The following is a 19962-nucleotide window of genomic DNA, read 5'->3' on the forward strand; positions in this document are numbered from 1 at the left end:
GCGTTTAACGGAAATCACACAAGCACAACACTGTGCTCTCCGAGGCACAAAACGGGCGTGGGAACAGCGGAGTCAGGCCAAACGTTTGGGGATTCGGCCCCGCCTCTCCGTCAGCGCGGGACGCGTCGTGAACGCACTCCAACCCCGAGCCCCGAAGCCGCGTCCGGATGATCGCTGTCACGCCGAGAGCCGGATGATCGCCGTCACTCTGAGAGGATGTCGCCGAACCCGGAAAGTCACCGCCGACTTTGCCTTCCTGCGTCCAGCGGCGCCCCGTGCACCCTGTTGAACGAAACCCGGGCTGTCATTCCGAGGCCCGGCCGCGCTGCAATCGGACGCTCACGCCGCAGGTTGCAGGGCCGAGGAATCTACCGTCGGCTGGCACGAGGCCGGACGCGGCAGCCCGCACCATCGCCGCGGCGGCGAAACAGCCAGACAGGGCCAGTGTGGGGCGTTGCGGCAGGCCACGAGGAGGCGGACAGCAGATTCCTCGGTCGCGCGCCGGGTTCCGTCGTCAGGCAGGATGCCGGGTGTGCGCTCCCTCGGAATGACAGATTGGGGTGGACAGGTGTTTTCCACGCAGTCCAGCGGCGCCCCGTGCACCCTGTTGAACGAACCCGGGCTGTCATTCCGAGGCCCGGCCACGCCGCAACCGGCCGATCGCGCCGCGGGCTGCAGGGCCGAGGAATCTACAGTCGGCTCGCGTGAGGCCGGACGCGGCAGCCCGCACCATCTCCGCGGGGACGAAACAGCCAGACAGGGCCAGTGTGGGGCGTTGCGGCAGGCCACGAGGAGGCGGACAGTAGATTCCTCGGTCGCGCACCGGTTCCGTGTTCAGGCAAGGTGCGGGTGTGCGCTCCCTCGGAATGACAGATTGGGGTGGCCAGGTGTTTTCCATGCAGTCCAGCGGCGCCCAGTTCACCCTGCTGGATGAAACCAGGATTGTCATTCCGAGGCCCGGCCACGCCGCAACCGGACGATCACGCCGCCGGTTGCAGGGCCGAGGAATCTACCGTCGGCTCGTGTGAGGCCCGACGCGGCAGCCCGCACCATCGCCGCGGCGGCTAAACAGCCAGACAGGGCCAGTGCGGGGGGATCGCGGCAGGCCACGAGGAGGCGGACAGTAGATTCCTCGGTCGCGCACGGGGTTCCGTCGTCAGGCAGGGTGCCGGGCGTGCGCTCCCTCGGAATGACAGATTGGGGTGGCCAGGTGTTTTCCATGCAGTCCAGCGGCACTCCGCGCACCTGCTGGACGAACAGGACTGTCATTCCGAGGCCCGGCCGCGCTGCAATCGGACGCTCGCGCCGCCGGTTGCAGGGCCGAGGAATCTACCGTCGGCTCGTGCGAGGCTGGACGCGGCAGCCCGCACCAACGCCGCGGCGGCGAAACAGCCAGTCAGGGCCAGTGCGGGGTATCGCGGCAGGCCACGAGGAGGCGGAAAGTAGATTCCTCGGTCGCGCGCCGGGTTCCGTCGTCAGGCAGGGTGCTGGGTGTGCGCTCCCTCGGAATGACAGATTGGGGTGGCCAGGTGTTTTCCATGCAGTCCAGCGGCGCCACGTGCACCCTGTTGAATTGAACGAAACCCGGGCTGTCATTCCGAGCGCAATCGGTCGGTCGCGCCGCCGGTTGCAGGGCCGAGGAATCTACCGTCGGCTCGCGTCCATACCCGGTCCGCCGGACCCGTACCTGTGCTCTTCATTCCGGTCCGGGATTACAATCAGCGACCTCCAGATAAACATCAAACATCTACATGCAACCCATTCATCTCCAAGAAGATGGGACCATCTACCTCATGTGAAAAATGATGCCGCCCACGGGAGCCAGTGGAGGGAATCGGCGCTCCGGAGCGGCTTCGGCACGCATCCGGCGGCGTGGTTCCTGCCTTTGAGGCGCGTCGTGGGATCCCAGATCCGCACGGAGCGAACCCCATCACTCGTCCGAAGCCACCCGTGACCACGCGCGGCAAACGCGCCGTCCGCATCACCCTTGCGCTCCTGCTGGCGCTCGTGGTGCTGCTGGGGATGTCGACGTGCGCGCTTCCCCGCCCCGGGATCCCCGATGTCGCGGCGGTTCCGGCGGACGCGCGAACCGTTACCGTGGTGGCATCGGACCGTTACCGCGCCGGGCCGGTGCACCGCTTCTGGATGGGCGGCGGCTACCGCGACGTGTGGGCGGCGCCGGTCCGCGTGGAGGTGCTGGACCCGCGGCGGTCCGGCGGCGGGCTGGTGCCCCTGCGGCGCAGCGGCGGCCGGCAGACGCGCGGGCTGCGGCTGCGCGGCGGCGACGGTCACGTCTACGTGTTCCGCTCCGTCGACAAGGACCCGGCGGGCGCCCTGGGCGGCGTGGAACGGGTGCTGATGGGGCGCGTGCGGCAGGACCAGGTGGGCGCGCTGCACCCCGCCGCGGCGCTGGTGGCCGGCGGGCTGCAGGACGCCGCCGGCATCCCCAACGCCCCCGCGCGGCTGGCGGTGATGCCCGGCACCGGGCTGGGCCCGTTCCGCGCGGACTTCGAGGGGCTGCTGGGCACCATCCAGGAGTACCCGGGCAAAGGCTTCGCGGGAATCCCCCGCGTGCTGGACACCGAAGAGCTGTGGCCCGAGCTGCGCCGCGTTCCGACGGACCGGGTGGACGCGCGGGCGTACCTGGCCGCGCGGCTGATGGACGTGTACCTGGGCGACTGGGACCGGCACGAGGGCCAGCTGGTGTGGGGGCGGGTGGAGCGCGGCGGCCGCGGCGAGTGGGTCGTCATCCCCCGCGACCGCGACTACGCGTTCTCGGACTACCGCGGGGTCATCCCCGGCCTGGCGCGTCGGGTGGACGCCAAGATCGTGCGTTTCGACGGCGAGTATCGAGATCTGAAGGGCCTGCTGGTAAAGGCGCGCCCGCTGGACCGCCGCCTTCTGTGCGCGCTCGCGCCCGCCGCGTGGGACTCCGCCGCCGCCGCCCTATCCGCCGCGCTCACGGATTCCGCCATCACCGCCTCCATCGCCCGCATGCCGCGCGAGTACGTGGCCCGCTCCGCGCCGCTGGCCGCCACCCTGCGCGCCCGCCGCGACGCCCTTCCCTCCGCCGCCCGCCGCTTTCGCCAGCACCTTCACGCCAGCGGAGGCTGCACGGCGCGGCAATAAAGAAGGCCTCACACAGAGTCAACAGAGTCAGCAGAGGGCACGTTCCTGAGTTGACTTCGTATCGCGATCAGTTCCCCGAACCGATCGCCCCGCCCCCTCGGCGTACCCCGCCGCTGCCCGCCGACGCGGTTGCCACCCCGCCGGCACCCTGCGCGGAGCCCTCCTCGCGGTTGCCGGACCCGAAGCCCCCGATCCCTTCGTCAAAACTCGCAGCGGATGACTGTGTGCCGAGGGCCGCGGTCGGCGTCGCCGTGCACGCGGTGACAACCAGCAGCGCGACAAAGGGTATGGGAATGAATCGCCTGAACATGGTGCGCTCCGTCACTCGATGGGTATGTGTTGCCGTCCAAAGCCCGGCTGAGCAGGCGGAAAATACATTCGACGGGTACGGAGACAACGTCGACCCGAGGCGTTTGGATCAGATCGAGGGCATCTCCGCCGCCCGCCAGCACCTGCACGCGAACAGAGGCTGCGCGCCGTGTGAAGATCGATCCTCCACAAAGCTGCGGGGGCACGGAGAACCCTCTCCGTGCCCCCGCTTGCTGTAACCTGTCACCTGTAACCTGTCCCCTATCCCCTCGTCAGTGGCTGCGCACCGACCTCGCCACCAGCCCCAGGCCGCCGGCCAGCAGCGCCAGCATCATGATCGTGTTGAACAGGCTGGTCGGCTGAAAGTAGATGTTCAGGTTGGCGATGATCCCCGCCAGGATGATCACCGCGCCCACGACCACCAGCATCCAGCCCAGGAACGACCGGCCGTTGAAGAACACCAGGCCGATTCCCAGCAGCAGCGGGATCAGCGTGAGCCCGAACGAGTACTGGCCCCAGAAGTTCCAGAAGCCCGTGGACACCGTGACCCGCGAGGTAAGCAGGTACGCGCCGGCGCACGCCAGCGCCACGCCGATGACGAACTCCAGAATGCCGCCCGGGGTGCCGCCCGCGCCGCGAGCCGTGTGGGTTTCTTCCAAGGGAGCGCTCCTGCATGTGGGGAAAACCGCTGGTGGGCCGCCCAATAGTATCCGCCGCGCCGCGCCTCTCCGCAAGCGCTTCGATTGGGCCCGCCCCGCCGCCGGACCCCGGCGGCGGGATGCTGGTACGTGCGCTGGCCGCCAAAGGTGTCAAAGGCTTCCCCACACGCCTCCCCGCCCCGCCCGGACGCACCCTTTCCCTTGTGCGCGCTAGACTTCCGTTCATCGAGACGGGTGCAGGCGGACTTCAGCGGGCGGGTGCACGATGGGCGCAGTCATCACGGGACGGGTGCGGATGCTTTTCGCGGCCGCGGGGGTGCTGTTGGGCTGCGCATCTCCCGCGCGGGCCCAGCGGGCGGCGCTTCCCTTTGCGCCCGGCGAGACGTGCGTGTACCGCGGCAGCAACGTGCTGGGGCGCATTGGCACGGGGACCATGGCGGTGGAGGCGGCGGAGGGCGGCACCGTGCTGCTGCGCTTCGACTTTCGCGGCCGCGTGGGCCCGGCGGGGCTCGAAGACCACACCCGCTCGTGGTTCGACACCTCGGCGCGGGGGTCGCGGCGGTTCACCAGGCGCGAGCGGTCGCCCGTGGCCGCGCGCGACGAGGACGTGCGGATGGACCCGGCCGCGCGGCGCTGGCGGGCGGCGGCCGGCGGCGGCGGGGCCATGAACACCGACGCGCCGCTGGACGAGCTCTCGTTCCTGTACTACGTGCGCACGCTGCGGCTGGCGGACGGCGACGCGTACTCGGTCGACCGCCACTACGACGCCGCGCGCAACCCCGTGCGGGTGCGCGTGGTGGGGCGCGAGACGATGGACGTCCCCGCCGGCCGCTTTCGCACCGTGCACGTGGAGATGCGGGTGCACGACCCCGTCCGCTACCGCGGCGAAGGCGTCATCCACCTGCACGTTACGGATGATGCGCGGCGGCTGCTGGTGCGCATGGAGTCCAGCATTCCCCGCGCGGGGCGGATGGTGCTCTCGCTGGAGTCCGGCACCGGCGGCTGCGCCACGGGCAGCAACGCCGTCCGCGCGGACTGACATCATCCCCGGACTGGAGAAGATTGGCCCTCCGCTGACTCCACTGGCTCCGTGTGAGGCCAGATCCTGAAAAAGAATAAATCGTACAGAGGAACAGAGTCAAACAGAGGAAACGAGATCATGCTTCCACTCGCGTTCTCTGTTTGACTCTGTTCCTCTGTACCCTACAGGTGTTGTTTTTCCGGATCCGGTATGAGTACGGAATTTGGGCCAGCAGTTGCCGCATCCGGCCCGCCGTTGCCCGCTATTCCCTATTCCCTATTCCCTATTCCCTATTCCCTGTCAGCTGGATCAGGCGGCGATCAGGTCTTCGATGCCGGCGCGGTAGCTGGTGGACGACGTCAGCCTGGTGCCGTCGTGCAGCACCAGCACGTAGGTGCCCTTGCCGAAGGGGTGCACCTCGCGCAGGCGGGCCACGTTCAGGATGGTGGAGCGGTGGATGCGCAGGAACGCCGCGGGGTCCAGCCGCTCCGCCACCCCGCCGATGGACGCGCGCAGCAGGTGCGACTTGCCACCGGCGTGCAGCCGCACGTAGTTGCCCTCGGCCTCGATCCAGTCCACCTCCGCCACCGGGACGAAGTAGATGCGCGTCCCCGTGCGGATGACGAACCGCTCCATGGTGCGCCGGGCGGCGGGACCCAGGCTTTCCAGCAGCCGCTGCAGCCGCCCGTCCACCGGGTCCGCGTTGCGCTGGGCCAGCTGGGCGCGCGCGCGGTTCAGCGCCACGTGAAAGCGCGGGCGGTAGAACGGCTTGAGCAGGTAGTCGATGGCGTGCGCCTCGAAGGCCCGCAGCGCGAACTCGTCGTATGCCGTCACGAACACCACCACCGGCGCCCGCGCGGGGTCGAGGGTCGAAAGCACCTCGAACCCGTCCATCTCGGGCATCTGCACGTCCAGGAACACCAGGTCCGGCCGCAGCCGCTGGATCTCGCGCGCCGCCTCTTCCCCATCGCCGCACTCCCCCACCACCGCGACGTCCGGCTCGTCCGCCAGCAGCTCGCGAATGCGCTGCCGGGCCAGCGGCTCGTCGTCTACGATCAGCGTGCGGACTTTCATGGAAAACCGGGAGAGGAGGTGCGATGGGCCGATGATGTGGATGACGTGCGGAGCGCGCCGCGAGTTTCCGGCGGCCAGTCCCCGTCGCCGCACCCTCGCGTACGATGCGCCAGCGGCGGAAACGGTTGGTTACCGTACCCGCGGATGGCCGGCGGTGGTCCGGCGACCGCACCCGCCGGATGCAAGCACCCGTCTGTCATTCCGAGGCCCGCCCGCGCCGCCGGACGAATGCGCCACAGGTTGCAGGGCCGAGGAATCTACTGTCGGCCTGCTGGAGGCCGGACGCGGCAGCCCGCGCCATCGCTGCTGCGGCGAAACCGCCAGTCAGGGCCAGTGCGAGGCGTCGCGGCAGGCCACGAGAAACCGGAAAGTAGATTCCTCGGTCGCGCGCCGGGCGTGGAGCGGAGGACGGTTCCGCGTGGCGCTCCCTCGGAATGACAGTCCTGGGGTAGGGCGGAGAGTTGTGATTCCAGGAGACTGTCATTCCGAGGCCCGCCCGCACCGCCGCCGGACGAATGCGCCACAGGTTGCAGGGCCGAGGAATCTACTGTCGGCCTGCTGGAGGCCGGACGCGGCAGCCCACGCCATCGCTGCGGCGGCGAAACCGCCGGACAGGGCCAGTCCGGGGTGACGCGACAGGCTACGAGGAACCGGAAAGTAGATTCCTCGGTCGCGCGCCAGGCCTGGAGCGGAGGATGGTTCCGCGCGGCGCTCCCTCGGAATGACAGATCGGGGTGGGGCGGCCAAATGACGTGCAGATTCGGCAAAACCGCGGGGCCGGCTCCGTCACGCCAGGGCCGGCCCCGCCTGGGCGGAGAGCAGGTCCTTCGGTCGCACCCTCAAGCTCACAACGAAGCGTGACTTCCTGAGGGAGCGCACCACGTGTAGTCAGAAGCCACGCAACCGCCCGCGCGCGACCGAAGGATCTACTCCCGGGCTCGACGGGGCCAGACCCAGTGTTGCGATCCAGCCCATTCGTACTGCCGGCCAGATCCTTCGGTCGGCGCCAGGCTTTTTTCGTAGCAGCGGGTCAGGCGCGGCGCCTCCCTCAATCGCGGGGTGAGGTTCAGCAACACCCTCTCAGGAAGTCACTTCAGATTCCGCGAAATGGCTGGCATTCACGCGCGTGTCCGCCGCGGACTCGCGCGGGGCGCGGCGGAAGGGGAGGCGCACCTCCACGCGCGTGCCGCCGCCGGGGGCGGAGCTCAGCGTGAACTCATGGGTTGGATACAGGCGCTGCAGCCGCGCGCGGGTGTTGGCCAGCCCCATGGCCCCATCGCGCGGCGGGCCGCTGATCCCCCGGCCATCGTCCTCCACCGCCACCACCAGCCGCCCCTCCTCCACGCACCCCGTGATGCGGATGCGCCCCGGCGCGCGCCGCGGCCCGATGCCGTGCTTGATGGCGTTCTCCACCAGCGGCTGCAGCAGCAGGTGCGGCACGCAGCCGTCCAGCGCATCCGCATCCACCCGCACCTCCACCGCCAGCCGGTCCCCCAGCCGCGTCCGTTCGATGTCCAGGTACGGCTCCAGCGCCGCCAGCTCGTCCCGCAGCGCCACCTCCTGGTCGTGCTGGTGCGCCAGCGTGTTGCGCAGCATCTCGCTCAGGCTGGCGATCACCCGCTCCGCGCGGTCGGGGTCCGCGTGCACCAGCGTGCTGATGGCGTGCAGCGTGTTGAACAGAAAGTGGGGATGCAGCTGGGCCTTCAGCGCCTGCAGCTGCGCCTGCACCAGCTGCGTCTCCAGCTGCGAGCGCGCCAGCTCCCGCTCGCGGAGGGTGCGCGCGTGCGCGAACGCGTGGGCCACCCCCACCACGAAGGCGTAGGTCAGCAGCGATTCCGCGCCCAGGTCCACCAGCGCCGCGCCAAACGACACGCCCGGGCGCAGCAGGCCCAGGGCCACCCCCGGGAAGTGGTACGCCGCCACCTTCGCCGCCACCAGCGGCAGCGCCCAGGCAAGGTGGATGAGCGCGTTCCGCGGCAGCCTTGCGCGCTCCAGCGGAAACCGCCGCGTCAGGACGAAGGCGGCCATCGTGGGGGGAATCCACACGATGCCGCCCAGCATCCGCTCCCCCACCGCCAGGTGCACCGGATAGTCGACTGCGGCAAGCTTCAGCGACGCGTACACCGAGGCGGACAGCACCACCCCCACCGCCAGCCACGACAGCGTGACCGCCACCGCCAGCGCGCCCAGCCGCAGCGGCGCGGCGGGGGGTGCGGCGGATGCGGCGGCGGGGACGGGCGAAGTGCGGTTCACGACGGGCGCGGGACGGGTGGAGGGAAGGGCGGGCGGATCAAGGTAAGGGGTGCGCCCGCCGCCGCAAAAGGCCGGTCGCACGCGCGCCGCGGGGGATGCCGGGAGGCAGCCCTTCGCGGCGTTCCGTGCGCGATGGAGCGCCGGGAAGCTTCGTCCCACCCGTCCGCCCATTCCACACCAGAAAGGGGATGATCCGCGTCACCGCCGTGGATCGGCGCGCGCCGGGCGGCAATCCTTCCACACGGACGGCACGCCGCCGTGCCCGCACCGCCGCCCCGACCCCGACGAGCCATGCGGACTCTTTCCATTCGCCCCGCCCCGCGCCGACCCGGCGCATCCATCCTCCTGCCTGCCGCGGTCCTGCTGCTGGCGGGCGCCTGCGGCCGGGGTGCGCCCCCGCCGCCGGAGAAGCAGGCCGAGCGCCTGCCCCCCGCCCTGCGGCCCGTGGCGCAGCTGCGGCTGGAGGAGTCGGCGGAGGTGATCAACGTGGCGCCCCGCGTCTCGCTGGAGGCGGGCGGCGGCTTTCTGGTTTCGGACGAGCGCGAGGCGCAGGTGCGCGTCTACGACTCCGCCGGACGGCTGCTGCGGCACTTCGGCGGCAAGGGGCGCGGCCCGGGCGAGTTCGACGTGGTGCTGGGCGCGCTGCGGCTGCCGTCCCGCGAGATCCTGGCGATCGACATGTTCGGCCGCGCCACCGTCTTCGACTCCACGGGGGCAACGGTGGTGCGCAGCGGCGAGACGTCGCTGGGCTCGCTGTACCACGCGCGGGTGCTGGACGATTCGCTGGTGCTGCTGGCCGGCCGCCCGCGCGAGGGCGACACCAGCCGGCGGCTGCACCTGTGGAACCGGCGCACGGGACGCATCGCCCACAGCTTCTTTGCGCCGCCGCTGCGGGACCGCACCGACAGCATCGCCGCGGCCACCATGGGCTTCGTGAGCGTGGCGGCCCGCGGCGACACGCTGGCCGCCGTCTTTGCCCTGCGCGACACCGTGTACCTGTTCGACCGCGCCGGCCGGTCCGCCGGCAAGGTGCCCATCCGGTTCCAGCGGTTTCGCCCCATCACCCCCGCGCCCCGCAGGCTGGAGCGCGAAGACGGGCGCCGCTGGGCCACCTCGTTCTCGCTGATCACGGACCTGTTCTGGCTGCCGGACGGCGACTTCGTGGTCCAGTTCCAGGACCGCACCCTGGTCGACCGCAACTGGCACCTGCACCGCATGTCGCGCGGCGGCCGGCGCGTCGCCGAGGTCCACGACACGCCGCACCTGCTGGCGGTGGACGCCGCCACCTCGCTGCTCTGGTTCGTCCGCCCCGGTGCCGACGCGCCCAACGAGTGGACGGCCGCGAGGTGGGTCCCGTGATCCGCCGGCGCTGGATCGTGCTGGGCGTGGCGGCCCTGGGCGCCGCCCTGTGGGCCGGCGTGCGGCCGGCAAAGGCGGGCGATGCGCTCCCCGTCGGCGGCCCGGCGCCGGCGGTGCTGGCGGGACGGGGCACGCCGGTGACGGTCGCCTGGATCGTGGGCGAAAAGGACTGGCTCACCTGCCGCCCCCCCACCCGCGAGCTGCGCCGCGCGCTGGCGCGCCACGGCGCGCGCGTGGAGGTGGTGGCGGTGTCGGTGGGCACGCGGCCGCGAATGCTGCACGCCTTCTTTCGCCGGGAGCGGCTGGCACCCCGGATGGAGCACCTGACGGAGGCGGAGTACCGCCGCGTCTTTGGCCGGGCGCCCCTGCCGGCGCTCTACGTGGTGGCGGACGGCCGCATCGTGGGCGCCATGGCGGGCCCGGAGACGGGCGGCGCCGTCGCCATGCAGGCGCGGGTGGAGCGGGTGATGTCCACGGCCGACGCGGCGGTGCGGCGCGGGACCGCGGTCCGGCATCGAGCCGGAGAAAGGTAGACGGAGACGGAAGAGGGAGACGGGAGAGGGAGACGGGAGAGGGAGACGGGAGAGAGCGGATCACATCCATCATCATCAAAGAGAACGGAGCAGAACCATGCACAGAACCCTGAAGAACGCCGCCTTCGCCTTCTGCGGCCTGGCCGCCCTGGCCGGGGCCGTGGTCCCCCTGCGCGCGGACCCGCCGCAGGACGAGGAATACATCAAGCTGCAGTGGGGAATCAGCACCGAGGGCGAGTACTGCCACTGGAACTTCTGCGGTTCGCAGAACATCTGCTGCAAGCCCTGAGGCTGAGCGCGGCCCGGGCACGGACGGGTTGCACACTTCCATCCACCAGACGGAGCAAAACCATGCGTAGAATCCTGAAGAACGCCGCCTTTGCCTGCTGCGGCCTGGCCGCCCTGGCGGCGACCGTCGTCCCCGCGCGGGCGTACGAGCCGCGGGACGACTCCTACATCAAGCTGCAGTGGGGAATCAGCACGCAGGGCGAGTACTGCCACTGGGATTTCTGCGGCTCCCAGAACATCTGCTGCAAGCCGTGAACGCCGGCGCGGCCCGCTCGGCCGCGCGGCACCCGTTCCGCTTCTCTCCAGGGGCGCCGCCACATCCGCGCGGCGCCCCGCCCTCGTTGCGCTACACCACACTGTCCGCTTTATCCGATGCCGCAAGCGGAGGGGCCTGACAGGGAATAGGGAACAGGGAATAGGGAATAGCCGGCAACGGCGGGCCGCGACTGCTGGCCCAGGCCGTGAGCAAGGTCCGCGCGGCAGGTGGGGAACACACGGAGTCAGCGGAGTCGACGGAGTCCTGCCCTCCGTTGACTCCGTGTGAGGCCAAAGCCACGGCCTGGCTACGCAACTGCTCGGCCGGATCGGTCCCCGGGGCGCCCCGCATCCGTCCCGTCCCCACCCGCGGCGGAGGCGTGTAGTCCGCATCCCCACACCGCGTCGCGCGCCGCCCCCCTCACGGCACTCGGCTCCCCGCCGACAGGTGCGCCCCCCGCCCGGCCCTAGCTTGATCGTGTCGGCCGGGAGCAACGGCCGACGCCGCCGGAGCCGATGGGGCGCGGGCGGCGCAACCAGGAGAAACACGGAGCCGGAGCCATGCGCACTCGAATCTGTCTCGCCGGGATGATCGCCCTCCCGGCCCTGCTCGCGGCGGCGCTGCCGCTCTCCTTTCAGTCGGGAAGCCGCGTCTGGGTTTCGGGGACCTCGACCGTGCGCGGCTACCGGTGCGAGAGCACGCAGGTCACCGGCACCGCCCAGGGCGAAGGCACCGAGCTGACGCAGGTGGCGCAGAGCCGCGGCGAGATCAGCATCCCCGTCGCCAGCCTGGACTGCCGCAACGGCACCATGAACGGCCACATGCGCAACGCGCTCAAGGCCACCGAGAACCCCACGATCCGCTTCCGCGCCACGTCGGTGGCCGTGACCCCGGAGGGCGCCGTGCGGATGACCGGCCCCCTGACCATCGCCGGCCAGAGCCGCGAGGTCACCATCAACGGCACGGCGGCGCGGCAGAACGGCAGGCTGCGGGTGACGGGAAGCAAGCAGCTGACGATGACGGACTTTGGGGTGCAGCCGCCGCGGCTGATGGCGGGGACGATGCGGGTGCACGCGCCGGTCACCATCGGCTTCGACGTGGTGCTGGGGCAGTAAGCGGGATGACCGGACGGCGGATTCCGATCCGCCGGGACACACCGGGGGTGCACTCCGCGCCTCCCTTTACGAAGAGCAACTCCGGGTGACGGAGAAAGAACGATGAAACCCCTGAATCGTGCGCTGCTGTCCACGCTGGCCGTGCTGGCGGCGGCCCCCCTGGCGGCGCAGACGGACCGGCTGGCCGTGAACACCGGCCCCGGCGCCGACGCCCCGGCCGCGGCGGCGGACACCACCACGCCCGGGAAGACGGCGAGCATCCTGGCGCCCACGGCGATGGCCCCGGTGCCGGTGGTGGTCGGCTCGCCGGCCGCCGGCGCCATCGGCGAGTTCGAGCCGGCCAAGCAGGGCGGCGAGTTCAACGGCCTGCAGCTGCAGATCGGCGGCGCGTTCGCCCAGACCTGGCAGTCGCTGGACCACGAGACCGGCGCGGCGAACGTGGCGATGGGCAACATCCGCCCCGGCTTCAACCTGGCGAGCGCCAACCTGAACCTCGGCGCGCAGCTGGCGCGCGGCATCCGGGTGGACCTGGAAAGCTACATGGCCAGCCGGCACCACAACGAGTTCTGGGTCAAGGGCGGCTTTGCCACGATCGACGCCTCGCCGTTCGACGTGCCGGTGCTCAACCGGATCATGGAGTACACCACGATCCGCGCCGGCCACATGGAGATCAACTACGGCGACGCGCACTTCCGCCGCAGCGACAACGGCAACACCATCCGCAACCCGTTCATCGAGAACTACGTCCTCGACGCCTTCACCACCGAGATCGGTGCCGAGGTGATGGTGCGCGGGCCCTTCGGGAGCTTCGTGATGGGCGGCGTGACGTCGGGCGAGAACAAGGGCAACGTCAAGGAAGGCGCCGTGGACGCCAGCCCCGCCTTCCTGGGCAAGCTGGGCTTCGACCGGCAGGTGAGCCCCCTGCTGCGCCTGCGCCTGACGGGAAGCCTGTACAGCGCCGAATCGTCGCCCGCGGTAACGCTGTACGGCGGCGACCGCACGGGATCGCGGTACTGGGGCGTGATGGAGGACACGACCAGCCTCAAGGCCGGCACCGCCTTCACCAACGGCCGCGTGAACCCCGGGTTCAGCAACGAGATCACGGCGCGCCAGATCAACCCCTACGTCGAGTTCGGCAACCTGGAGCTGTTCGGCGTGATCGAGTGGGCGAGCGGCAAGGCGGCGGCGGCCGAGGAGCGCCGCGAGATCAACCAGCTGGCCGGTGACGTGGTCTACCGCCTCTTCAACGACCGGGTGTACGTCGGTGGCCGCTGGAACCAGGTCAAGGGCGACTTCGCGGGGCAGGAGAACCTGACGGTGACGCGCACCGCGATCTCGGCGGGGTGGTTCCTGACCCGCAACCTGCTGACCAAGGCCGAGTTCGTCCAGCAGGACTACGACGGCTTCGCGGCGACGGACATCCGCAATGGCGGCCAGTTCCGCGGCATCGCCATCGAGGGCGTGATCGCCTTCTGATCCACGATCTCCACCCCGGCCCCGGCGAAAACCCGGGTTGAAACCCGGGGCTGGAAATGCCAGAAGCCCCGTCCTGGCTCGCTAACGCTCGCCAGACGGGGCTTCAACTTCGTGCATGGGCGGGAGGCGGAGCGGTCGCAGACGGGATTGTCCGACCACGATGCACCCGGCGCGTCTCCTCGGGCGCGGCCCGTACGAGCAGGTGAAGCCCCGTTCGGTGCCGCGTGAGCGGCGCCGAGACGGGGCTTATGGCCGTTCCAGCCCCGGGTTTCAACCCGGGGTGGTTTCAACCCGGGGTGGGGGGTCAACCCGGGGTGGTTTCAACCCGGGGTGGTTTCAACCCGGGTGGTTTCGACCCGGGGTGGATGGCACGGGGCGATTGCGCGGGCAATGATGCCCATCGCCCCCACCACGTCGTATCGCGCCCCCGGCACCCCGTCACGCCACCGGCAGCGTGAACTCGAACGTGGTCCCCCGCCCCGGCTCGCTCGCCGCCGAGATGCGGCCGCCGTGCGCCTCGACCACGCCGCGCGCGATGGCCAGCCCCAGCCCCGCCCCCGCGCGCCGCGTGCTGCGCGCCTGCCAGAAGCGGTCGAACACGTGCGGCAGGTGCTCCGCGGGGATCCCCGGTCCCGTGTCCTCCACCCGCACCCGCACCTCGCGGCCCCCCTCCCCGTCCTCGGCGTCGCGCATGCACGCGCTCACGCGGACCCGCCCCTCCGCCGGCGTGAACTTGACCGCGTTGCCGATCAAATTCCCCAGCACCTGGTGCAGCCGCTCGTGGTCCGCCCACACGGCGGGAAGGTCGTCCGGCACGGTGGACTCCATCGCCAGCCCCTTCTCCGCCGCCATCCCGGCCATCGTCGCCAGCACGTCGTCCACCACCCGGTGCAGCGCCGTCTCGCCGGGCTCGAACGAAAGGCGGCCGGCCTCGATGGCGGCCACGTCCAGCAGGTCCTGGCGCAGGCGGTCCATCTGCTGCGTCAGGTGGCGGATGGCCTCCGTCCGCTTGCGCGCCTCCACGCCGTCCGCGGGAAGGGTGCGCTCCAGCACCATGGTGTGGATCTTTACCGCGCTCAGCGAGTTGCCGATGTCGTGCGCCACGATGCGCAGCACCTCGTCGCGCGCGTTCACCGCGGCCTCGGCGGCGGCGCGGGCCTCGCGCTCGTTGCGCAGCAGCGCCGCGCGCTCCGTCTCGAGCCGCTTGCGCTCCATGGCGTAGCGGATGGCGCGCCCCAGCGTGGCCCCCTCCACCGTCCCCTTGACCAGGTAGTCCTGCGCGCCGGCCTGCACCGCCTGCACCGCCACCGTCTCGTCCGCCAGCCCCGTAAGGACGATGATGGGCACCGCCGGCGCCGCCTCCAGCATCCGCGTCACCGTCTCCATCCCGTGCGCGTCGGGGAGCGACAGGTCCAGCAGCACCACGTCCGCCCCGTCGCGGGCGATCGCCTCCAGCGCCTCCGACAGCCGCGCCGCGTGCGCCAGGTCGAAGCGCAGCGACTGCGCCTCCTGCAGCGTGTACCGCAGCAGCCGCGCGTCGCCCGGGTTGTCTTCCACCAGGAGAATGCGGACGGGCGCGTCCGGCGTCACGGGCGCGGCTCCGCGGGCAGCTTGACGATGGTGAACCAGAAGTCCTCGATGGACCGCACCACGGTGATGAACTGGTCCAGGTCCACCGGCTTGGTGATGTAGCAGTTGGCGTGCAGCGCGTACGCCTGGGCAATGTCGCGCTCCGCCTCGCTGCTGGTAAGGACGACGACGGGAATGCGCTGCAGCGCCGGATCGGCCTTGATGTCCTGCAGCACCTCGCGCCCGTCCTTCTTGGGGAGGTTCAGGTCCAGCAGGATCAGGTCCGGCCGCGGCGCGTCGGCGTACTTTCCCTGGCGGCGCAGAAAGGCGAGCGCCTCCACGCCGTCGGGAACCACCGACAGGTGGTTGTGCACCTTGCCGTCGCGCAGCGCCTCGCGGGTAAGGCGCACGTCGCCGGGGTTGTCTTCCACCAGCAGCACCTCGATGGGCTGCGTCGCCGGCCGGTTGCTCATTCCGCTTCGTCTCCCGCGGGAAGGGTAAAGAAGAAGGTGGATCCCTCGCCCTCCCGCGATTCCACCCAGATCCGCCCGCCGTGCCGCTCCACGATCTTCTTGCAGATGGAAAGCCCGATCCCCGTGCCCTCGTACTCGGCGCGGGTGTGCAGGCGCTGAAAGATCACGAAGATGCGCTGCGCGTACTCCGGCGCGATGCCGATGCCGTTGTCGCGCACGGAGATCAGCCACTCCGCCCCGCGCCGCTCGGCGCCCACGTGCACCCGCGGGGGCGCATCCCCGTGGAACTTGAGGGCGTTGCCCACCAGGTTCTGCAGCACCTGGCCAATCTGCACCGGGTCCGCCATCACCGCGGGGAGCGGATCGGCCGTCACCTCAGCCCCGCTCTCCTCCAGCGCCGCGCCCAGGACGTCCACGGTGCGGGCGAAGACGGCGTCCAGCTCCACGCGCTCCGCCGCCAGCCCCCGGCTCCCCACCCGCGAGTAGGCCAGGAGGTCGCTGATGAGCGACTGCATGCGCCGCACGCCGTCCACCGCATAGCCGATGAACTCGTGCGCGTCGTCGTCCAGCTTGTCGCCGTAGCGGCGGGCCAGCAGCTGCGTGTAGCTGGCCACCATCCGCAGCGGCTCCTGCAGGTCGTGGCTGGCCACGTAGGCAAACTGCTCCAGCTCGGCGTTGGACCTCGCCAGCTCCTGCGCCTGCTGCGCCAGCGCGTCTTCCGCCCGCACGCGCTCCGTCACGTCGCGGAGCACCGCGGTGTAGATGCGGTTGCCCTCCACCTCCAGGTGGCTGATGGAGGCGTCCGCGGGAAACACCTCGCCGCTCTTTCGCCGCCCGCTGATCTGCCCGCGCTCGCCCATCCGCCGCGCCCGCACGCCGCTGCGGCCAAACTCGCGCACCCGGTCGGCGTGGCCGGGGCGGTGCGCCTCGGGGATCAGCAGCTCCAGCGGCTGCCCCATCACCTCGCCGGCCGTGTAGCCAAAGGTCTGCTCGGCGCCCTGGTTGTAGAAGATGATGCGCTGCGTCTCGTCCACCGAAACGATGGCGTCGGACGAGATGGAGATGATGCCGGCGAACTTGGCCTCGGACAGCCGCAGCGCCTCCTCGGCCCGGGCGCGCTCGATCACCCGCCCCACCTGCGTCCCCACGTTGGCCATCAGCCCCAGCAGCGCCGGATCGGCCACCAGCGCATCGGTGGCGAAAAACTCCAGCACCCCCGCCACCTCGCGCCCCACCAGCACCGGAAACGCCACCGCCGCGCGAATCCCCTCCTCCGCCGCGACCCGCCGGACGAACGACGGGTCGCGGCCCACGTCCTCGATCCACGCCGCCTCGCCCGTCCCCGCCACCCGCCCCGCCAGCCCCTCGCCGGATGCGAAGCGGCTCGCCTCCGTCAGCGCGCGAAAGCGGGGAAACGCATCGGGGTCGGCCGGGTGCCAGACGCCACTGGACGCCATCGTCCCATCCGCTTCCGTGATCCACGCGTGCCCCAGCGGCCAGCCGGTGTGCCGGCAGACGGCGTCCAGCGTGGTCTGCAGGGCGCCCTGCACGCTGGTGGATTCGTTGGCGGCCACGGCCACCACCTGCAGCAGCCGCACCAGCGCGTGGTCGTCCGCCGCGCCGGCCGAAGGGTGAGACGGGTTCTGCGGATCGGTCATTCGGGCGATCGGGATGCGCGGATCGGGTGATGGATGCCGGCCCGCAACCTACGCAGCGCGCCAGCGCGGCAAAAGCCCGCCCGCTCCGTCCGCCGTCGCGCAGGGGTTCTTCCCCACAACGGTTTCGGGCCGCCCCCGGCGAAGGCGCGCCCGCGATGCAGTAGCTTTGTTTCACGTACCCGCGGCGGGGCGGGACGGCGGGATTTTGGAATGAAACGGCGGAGGAGTACGATGGTGAGAGCGTCGGCCCGTGCGCTGCGGTGCGTGACCGTCCGCGACGTGATGCGGATGCAGATGGTGACGGTGGTGCCCGAGATGACCGTGCGCGAGCTGGCGCACGTGCTGCTGGACGCCGGCATCCGTTCCGCGCCCGTGCTGGACGCCGCGGGCAAGATCGTCGGCCTCGCCTCGCAGTCCGACGTCATCGCCCCGCGCGCCACGCGGCCGCGCGCGGACGGGATGGACGCGGACTGCGCCTCGCCGTCGTGCGCCTGCGGCCTGGCGGAGCTGCGCGTGCGCGACGTGATGGGCCCCGTGGGTCCCACCGTCTCGCCTGACGAGCCGCTGCCGCGCCTGGTGCGGCGCTTCGTCCGCGAGCGGGTGCAGCGCGCGCTGGTGGTGGAGAACGGGATGCTGCTGGGCATCGTCACCCCCATCGACGTCCTCGGCGCCATCGACGAAGCGGCGTAGGGATCGCAGCGGCCAGCGCTCGGGATTCCCCCCTCCACGCGAAAAATCTGTCATTCCGAGGGAGCGCACATCCCGCACCTTCCCTCTCTCCATTCCTGGCGCGCGACCGAGGAATCTACTGTCGGGCTGCTGGAGTCCATTCGGCGCCCCCGTACCCGCGGCCACTCTGGTCTCGTGCCATCCGCCATCGGCTTTGTCGTATCCCGGGGCACCCGCGAGTCTGGTGGGGGCTGCCGCGTCGGAGCGCCAGGATTCCGAGAGCAGATTCTTCGGCCCTGCAACCTTCATCGCAATCGGAAGGAACGGAGTTGCCGGGCCTCAGAATGACCCTGCCTTATTCACCCCAAACGCAATCCATGAGTCATAGATAGAAAAAACCCATGTCGCATCTTCTTGGGTTGCAGTAAGATGGGTGGTGTCGAAGCAACCATCCGTCCACAAGCCCGTGAATCTACGACATGGGTGACTCTCAAAGTACACTCTTTCCCCTGGAATTCAACCGGTCCATTCACCTGGAAGCGCGGCAGGAGTGCGTGAGCGGCGAATCGGGATCGCTGTTGATGCGCGAGTTGATGGACCGGCTCGGCTATCCGCAGCTCCTCGCGCGGCACCTGCGCGACCCGCGTGATCCTGCGCGCGTGAAGCACCCGTTCATCGAACTGCTCCGCACCGCGCTCCTGATGCTCGTCCAAGGATGGGGCGACCACTCGGACGTGCAGCTGCTGCGCGACGATCCGGCACTGCGCCTGGCGGTTTCCAGCCGGCGGGGACAGCGGCCGTTGCGCGAGGTGGTGGATCGCGAGCCGGACGGGCTGTGCTCGCAGCCGACGCTCAGCCGTTTGCTGCAGGACCTTGGGTATCCGGAGAACCTCAGCGGCCTGCTGGCGTTTCTGCTGGACGCGGCCGAGCGGCGGATGGGGCTGGGGCAGGGTGTGTGCTTGCGGGAAACCACCGTGGACCTGGACTCGCTGCCGCGCGAGGCCTTTGGACACCAGCCGGGGAGCGCCTGGAACCGCCACTACGGGATGCGGTGCTACCACCCGGTGGTGGCGCGCTCGGAGTGGGGGGACTACCTGGGGGCGAAGCTGCGGCCGGGCAACGTGCATACGGCCGACGGCGGTCTGGCGTTCGTGCTTCCCATCCTGCGACGGGCCCGCACGTGGGCGGAGGCGGTGTGGCTGCGGATCGACGCGGGCTTCCCCGAGCCGAAACTGCTGGAGGCGCTGGAGGAGGAAGGATTCCTCTACGTCGCGCGGCTGAAGACGAATGCCGTGCTGGAGCGCTTGGCGGCACCGTATCTGGCCCTTCCTCGCGACTCTGCCTCCGGGGAAGAGCGCGTGTGGACGCACGAACTCCAATACCGGGCCGGGAGCTGGACGCATCCGCGGCGCGTGGTGCTGGTGATCGTCGAGCGTGCACGCGAGCAGGGCGAGCTCTTCGTCGACCATTTCTTCCTGCTGAGCAACGCCTCCGTCGCGATCACCGGCGCGGCCCTGCTGAGGCGGTACCGCAAGCGCGGCGCGGCGGAGAAGGACTTCGGCGACTGGAACCAGGCGGTGGGAGGTTCGCTCTCGTCGGCGCCGCGGCCCAAGACGCACTATCGCGGACGCGAGGTCGAGGCGCCGTACGACGAGCCGGACAGCTTCGCCGCCAACGAGGCGCGGCTGCTGCTGGAACTGATCGCGGCCAACCTGCTGCACGCCGGGGCCGAACTGCTGGAGCGGGATGAAGCCCGTGAAGCGGGCCGCATGTGCCGCGAGCGCTTTCGCCATCTGGTGCTGAAGGTCAGCGGGCGTGCTCTTCTGGGCAGCGGAACGATCCGCTTTGTGATCGACGCGGCGCGGGCCGCGCTGTGGCGCCGCTTCATGCGGGTGCTGAACCAGCGCTACCCGGCCCGCGGCTCGCCCCGGCTCCGGGCCCTGCCCGTGCCAGCGTAGGTCGATCCCTCGGGCGGGGAACGCGGAGATGTGCGGCGCCGCAGCGTCAAGCTGGGGGTAGGGGGCCCTTGCGATAAATCATCCGGGAAGCCAGCACAATCCTTTGCGCCGTCTTGAGATCCCGCTGAAAGAGCAATGCTTCCGCCGTGGTGAATAAGCGAGG

16 protein-coding genes are annotated in these 19962 nt (G+C 70.6%); 10 read left to right on the forward strand and 6 right to left on the reverse strand.

The window, feature by feature from the left end:
* Positions 1-1950 precede the first annotated feature (1950 nt).
* Complete coding sequence (locus tag VGC13_RS07570) at positions 1951-3129, forward strand: hypothetical protein (RefSeq protein WP_331124626.1); 1179 nt, start codon at positions 1951-1953, stop codon at positions 3127-3129.
* A gap of 581 nt (positions 3130-3710) precedes the next feature.
* On the opposite strand, the gene VGC13_RS07575 is transcribed toward VGC13_RS07570, so the two are convergent.
* On the reverse strand, positions 3711-4097 hold the full coding sequence (locus VGC13_RS07575) for a hypothetical protein (protein ID WP_331124627.1): 387 nt from the start codon (positions 4095-4097) through the stop codon (positions 3711-3713).
* Between the two features lie 265 nt (positions 4098-4362).
* Between VGC13_RS07575 and VGC13_RS07580 the strand changes: the two genes are divergently transcribed.
* Entirely contained in the window at positions 4363-5136 is a 774-nt protein-coding gene (locus VGC13_RS07580) for a DUF3108 domain-containing protein (RefSeq protein WP_331124628.1), read from the forward strand.
* Positions 5137-5427: 291 nt separating this feature from the next.
* Here VGC13_RS07580 and VGC13_RS07585 read toward each other — a convergent pair whose 3' ends face one another.
* Complete coding sequence (locus tag VGC13_RS07585; protein WP_331124629.1) at positions 5428-6192, reverse strand: LytTR family DNA-binding domain-containing protein; 765 nt, start codon at positions 6190-6192, stop codon at positions 5428-5430.
* 1080 nt (positions 6193-7272) lie between these two features.
* Positions 7273-8445 carry a sensor histidine kinase gene (locus tag VGC13_RS07590; RefSeq protein WP_331124630.1) on the reverse strand — a complete coding sequence of 391 codons (1173 nt, stop codon included), beginning with the start codon at positions 8443-8445 and terminating at the stop codon, positions 7273-7275.
* Positions 8446-8736: 291 nt separating this feature from the next.
* Between VGC13_RS07590 and VGC13_RS07595 the strand changes: the two genes are divergently transcribed.
* The 6 genes from VGC13_RS07595 (at position 8737) to VGC13_RS07620 (ending at position 13472) form a co-directional block, all read left to right on the forward strand.
* Entirely contained in the window at positions 8737-9804 is a 1068-nt protein-coding gene (locus VGC13_RS07595; protein ID WP_331124631.1) for a hypothetical protein, read from the forward strand.
* Entirely contained in the window at positions 9801-10337 is a 537-nt protein-coding gene (locus tag VGC13_RS07600) for a hypothetical protein (RefSeq protein ID WP_331124632.1), read from the forward strand. The genes VGC13_RS07595 and VGC13_RS07600 overlap by 4 nt, the downstream gene beginning before the upstream one ends.
* Positions 10338-10434: 97 nt before the next feature.
* Positions 10435-10626 carry a hypothetical protein gene (locus VGC13_RS07605; RefSeq protein ID WP_331124633.1) on the forward strand — a complete coding sequence of 64 codons (192 nt, stop codon included), beginning with the start codon at positions 10435-10437 and terminating at the stop codon, positions 10624-10626.
* Between the two features lie 62 nt (positions 10627-10688).
* Positions 10689-10880: a hypothetical protein gene (locus VGC13_RS07610; protein ID WP_331124634.1), complete on the forward strand. Its 192-nt coding sequence runs from the start codon at positions 10689-10691 to the stop codon at positions 10878-10880.
* 561 nt (positions 10881-11441) lie between these two features.
* Complete coding sequence (locus tag VGC13_RS07615) at positions 11442-11996, forward strand: YceI family protein (RefSeq protein ID WP_331124635.1); 555 nt, start codon at positions 11442-11444, stop codon at positions 11994-11996.
* A gap of 102 nt (positions 11997-12098) precedes the next feature.
* On the forward strand, positions 12099-13472 hold the full coding sequence (locus tag VGC13_RS07620; protein ID WP_331124636.1) for a hypothetical protein: 1374 nt from the start codon (positions 12099-12101) through the stop codon (positions 13470-13472).
* A 438-nt stretch (positions 13473-13910) separates the two neighbouring features.
* Here the strand turns inward: VGC13_RS07620 and VGC13_RS07625 are convergent, their stop codons facing one another.
* From VGC13_RS07625 to VGC13_RS07635, 3 genes are read right to left on the reverse strand one after another with little or no spacing between them, the layout of a single operon-like run.
* A complete protein-coding gene (locus VGC13_RS07625; protein WP_331124637.1) occupies positions 13911-15062 on the reverse strand; it encodes a hybrid sensor histidine kinase/response regulator in 1152 nt (383 codons plus the stop codon).
* The gene (locus VGC13_RS07630) at positions 15059-15514 is read right to left on the reverse strand and encodes a response regulator (RefSeq protein WP_331124638.1); all 456 of its coding nucleotides are present in this window, start codon (positions 15512-15514) and stop codon (positions 15059-15061) included. The genes VGC13_RS07625 and VGC13_RS07630 overlap by 4 nt, the downstream gene beginning before the upstream one ends.
* Positions 15511-17172: a sensor histidine kinase gene (locus tag VGC13_RS07635; RefSeq protein ID WP_331124639.1), complete on the reverse strand. Its 1662-nt coding sequence runs from the start codon at positions 17170-17172 to the stop codon at positions 15511-15513. The genes VGC13_RS07630 and VGC13_RS07635 overlap by 4 nt, the downstream gene beginning before the upstream one ends.
* 231 nt (positions 17173-17403) lie before the next feature.
* Here VGC13_RS07635 and VGC13_RS07640 point away from each other — a divergent pair, with 231 nt between their 5' ends.
* Positions 17404-17862: an HPP family protein gene (locus VGC13_RS07640; RefSeq protein WP_331124640.1), complete on the forward strand. Its 459-nt coding sequence runs from the start codon at positions 17404-17406 to the stop codon at positions 17860-17862.
* Positions 17863-18320: 458 nt separating this feature from the next.
* Positions 18321-19799 carry an IS1380 family transposase gene (locus tag VGC13_RS07645; protein ID WP_331124641.1) on the forward strand — a complete coding sequence of 493 codons (1479 nt, stop codon included), beginning with the start codon at positions 18321-18323 and terminating at the stop codon, positions 19797-19799.
* Positions 19800-19962 lie beyond the last annotated feature (163 nt).

The organism is Longimicrobium sp. (assembly GCF_036399255.1).
In the GTDB taxonomy this organism is placed as follows: Bacteria; Gemmatimonadota; Gemmatimonadetes; order Longimicrobiales; family Longimicrobiaceae; genus Longimicrobium.

What these genes read in the sequence shown, in the direction of transcription:
- VGC13_RS07580 (WP_331124628.1), top strand. Translation starts at nt 4,363, where the DNA reads ATGGGCGCAGTCATCACGGGACGGGTGCGGATGCTTTTCGCGGCCGCG.
- VGC13_RS07585 (WP_331124629.1), bottom strand. Translation starts at nt 6,192, where the DNA reads ATGAAAGTCCGCACGCTGATCGTAGACGACGAGCCGCTGGCCCGGCAG.
- VGC13_RS07595 (WP_331124631.1), top strand. Translation starts at nt 8,737, where the DNA reads ATGCGGACTCTTTCCATTCGCCCCGCCCCGCGCCGACCCGGCGCATCC.
- VGC13_RS07605 (WP_331124633.1), top strand. Translation starts at nt 10,435, where the DNA reads ATGCACAGAACCCTGAAGAACGCCGCCTTCGCCTTCTGCGGCCTGGCC.
- VGC13_RS07610 (WP_331124634.1), top strand. Translation starts at nt 10,689, where the DNA reads ATGCGTAGAATCCTGAAGAACGCCGCCTTTGCCTGCTGCGGCCTGGCC.
- VGC13_RS07615 (WP_331124635.1), top strand. Translation starts at nt 11,442, where the DNA reads ATGCGCACTCGAATCTGTCTCGCCGGGATGATCGCCCTCCCGGCCCTG.
- VGC13_RS07620 (WP_331124636.1), top strand. Translation starts at nt 12,099, where the DNA reads ATGAAACCCCTGAATCGTGCGCTGCTGTCCACGCTGGCCGTGCTGGCG.
- VGC13_RS07630 (WP_331124638.1), bottom strand. Translation starts at nt 15,514, where the DNA reads ATGAGCAACCGGCCGGCGACGCAGCCCATCGAGGTGCTGCTGGTGGAA.
- VGC13_RS07635 (WP_331124639.1), bottom strand. Translation starts at nt 17,172, where the DNA reads ATGACCGATCCGCAGAACCCGTCTCACCCTTCGGCCGGCGCGGCGGAC.
- VGC13_RS07640 (WP_331124640.1), top strand. Translation starts at nt 17,404, where the DNA reads ATGGTGAGAGCGTCGGCCCGTGCGCTGCGGTGCGTGACCGTCCGCGAC.
- VGC13_RS07645 (WP_331124641.1), top strand. Translation starts at nt 18,321, where the DNA reads ATGGGTGACTCTCAAAGTACACTCTTTCCCCTGGAATTCAACCGGTCC.